1 protein-coding gene is annotated in these 1,711 nt (G+C 53.4%); it reads left to right on the top strand.

Features of this window, described 5'->3' with window-relative positions:
- Positions 1–636: 636 nt before the first annotated feature.
- Complete coding sequence (locus WA354_RS10670) at positions 637–1,557, top strand: VWA domain-containing protein (RefSeq protein WP_472812992.1); 921 nt, start codon at positions 637–639, stop codon at positions 1,555–1,557.
- Positions 1,558–1,711: the final 154 nt, after the last annotated feature.

Raw genomic sequence — 1,711 nt, 5'->3', positions numbered from 1 at the left:
GAAGAAATACCGAATCCGAACCCGCACCGGTTACCATGTTCACGGAAACGCCTCACGCTTCTAAAGGCTGAGTTGCGAGCGCCTGGCCGCGCCGGGCTCTCGGTCCCGGGGACCAAAGTCCAACGTTTCTCCACCTCTTGAGTGTGTGAGCTTCTCCAATGCCATCTTCTTGCCTCCAATCGCGCGGACTGTTCTAGAACGAGGACGGGGCAGGATCCCAGGATAAGCGCTTCACGCTCACCATCCTGGGGTTACTGGTGAAGGGCGATACCCTTACTTGATTCGACGCAGATCGGGTCGGGTTTGGACAGAACCAACAGAGATGTTCGCAAGAACTACCGTCGACCCGCGTTGCGCACAGCAGTCCCAGTTCCCCTGTGATTCACAGGGCCGGAGTGATCAGCAGTTATCCAGACTGTCGCAGCTCATAAATCACTTCGGGATAAGAATACACCGCAGCGGAGCTCGCGATTCATCTCAGTCCGCACGGATGAACAGAAGAGAGCTGTGAGGCTCAGCTTAACGCCTCAACCTTTTTCGGTCAGTTGAAAACATGCAGCGATATCCCCGGCGGATGCATCTGGTTTCATTATGGCACGGCGAAATCACGTTTCGGTTCTACTTGTTTGTACTTTAGTGGCAATTCTCGATTTCGCGAGAGCTCAAAGCGTCAACATTTCCCTGGCACCGCGAGGAAATCCGGACGGTTCACCCTCGATTCGCGTGAATTCCAATCTTGTCCTCATTCCCGTTTCGGTGGTTGATCGCAACGAGAAATCTGTGGTCGGCCTGGACCAGAATTCTTTCCACCTGTATGACGACAGGGTGGAGCAGATCATTACCCACTTCTCGATGGAAGATGGACCGATCTCAGTTGTGTTTCTCTTTGACGCCAGCGCCAGTATGGCGGACAAAATGCGCGAAGCGCGCGAAGCCGTTTCAGTCTTCCTGAAAACCGCTAACCCCGCGGACGAGTTCGTTTTGATTCAGTTCAGTGATGAGGTTAATCTCCTCCTCGGCTTCACGAAAGAGGTAGAGGAGGTACAAAGGCACCTGACACTTATTCAACCTCGCGGTAGAACAGCGCTGTTGGACGCCATCGATCTCTCCATACATCAGCTTCGACACGCCCACAATATCAGGAAGGCTGTGGTGATCGTCTCGGACGGTGGAGACAATTGTAGCCGGCGCACCATCAGTGAAATCAAGAGCCTGGTGCGCGAATCCGATGTCCTGATCTATGCTCTGGGTATCTTCGACCCTTGGGATCTGCGCTCGCAAACGCACGAGGAAGAGGCTGGTCCGGGGCTGCTTCGCGAAGTCGCTAAACAAAGTGGAGGAGAGTTGTTCGAAATCAAAGATCTGAGTGAGTTGCCCGACGTCGCCGCCAAAATGGGTAACGCGCTACGTACTCAGTACGTGTTGGGATACACCCCTGCCAAACCGCGATTGGATGGAAAGTACCACAAGGTTAACGTCAAGGTTGTACAACTTAAAGGATCATCTTCAAGATTGCGGGCCTCTTGGAGGCGCGGCTATTACGCTCCCGTTGACTGATCATCCTGTACTCGGTTTGTCATACGGTACCAATTCAAAAAACTAAGTCTGACGGCCCCTGCAAATGATCAGTACGTGCGGTGCGAGACATTCGGGATGCGCGGATTCTGGAGGATAAATCCGATTCGAGGGCTCCATTCGAACAGAAGGGAAG

The sequence above is a fragment of the Occallatibacter sp. genome (genome assembly GCF_049802275.1).
Lineage (GTDB): Bacteria > Acidobacteriota > Terriglobia > Terriglobales > Acidobacteriaceae > Telmatobacter.
This window is presented reverse-complemented; position numbering and strand designations above follow the sequence as displayed.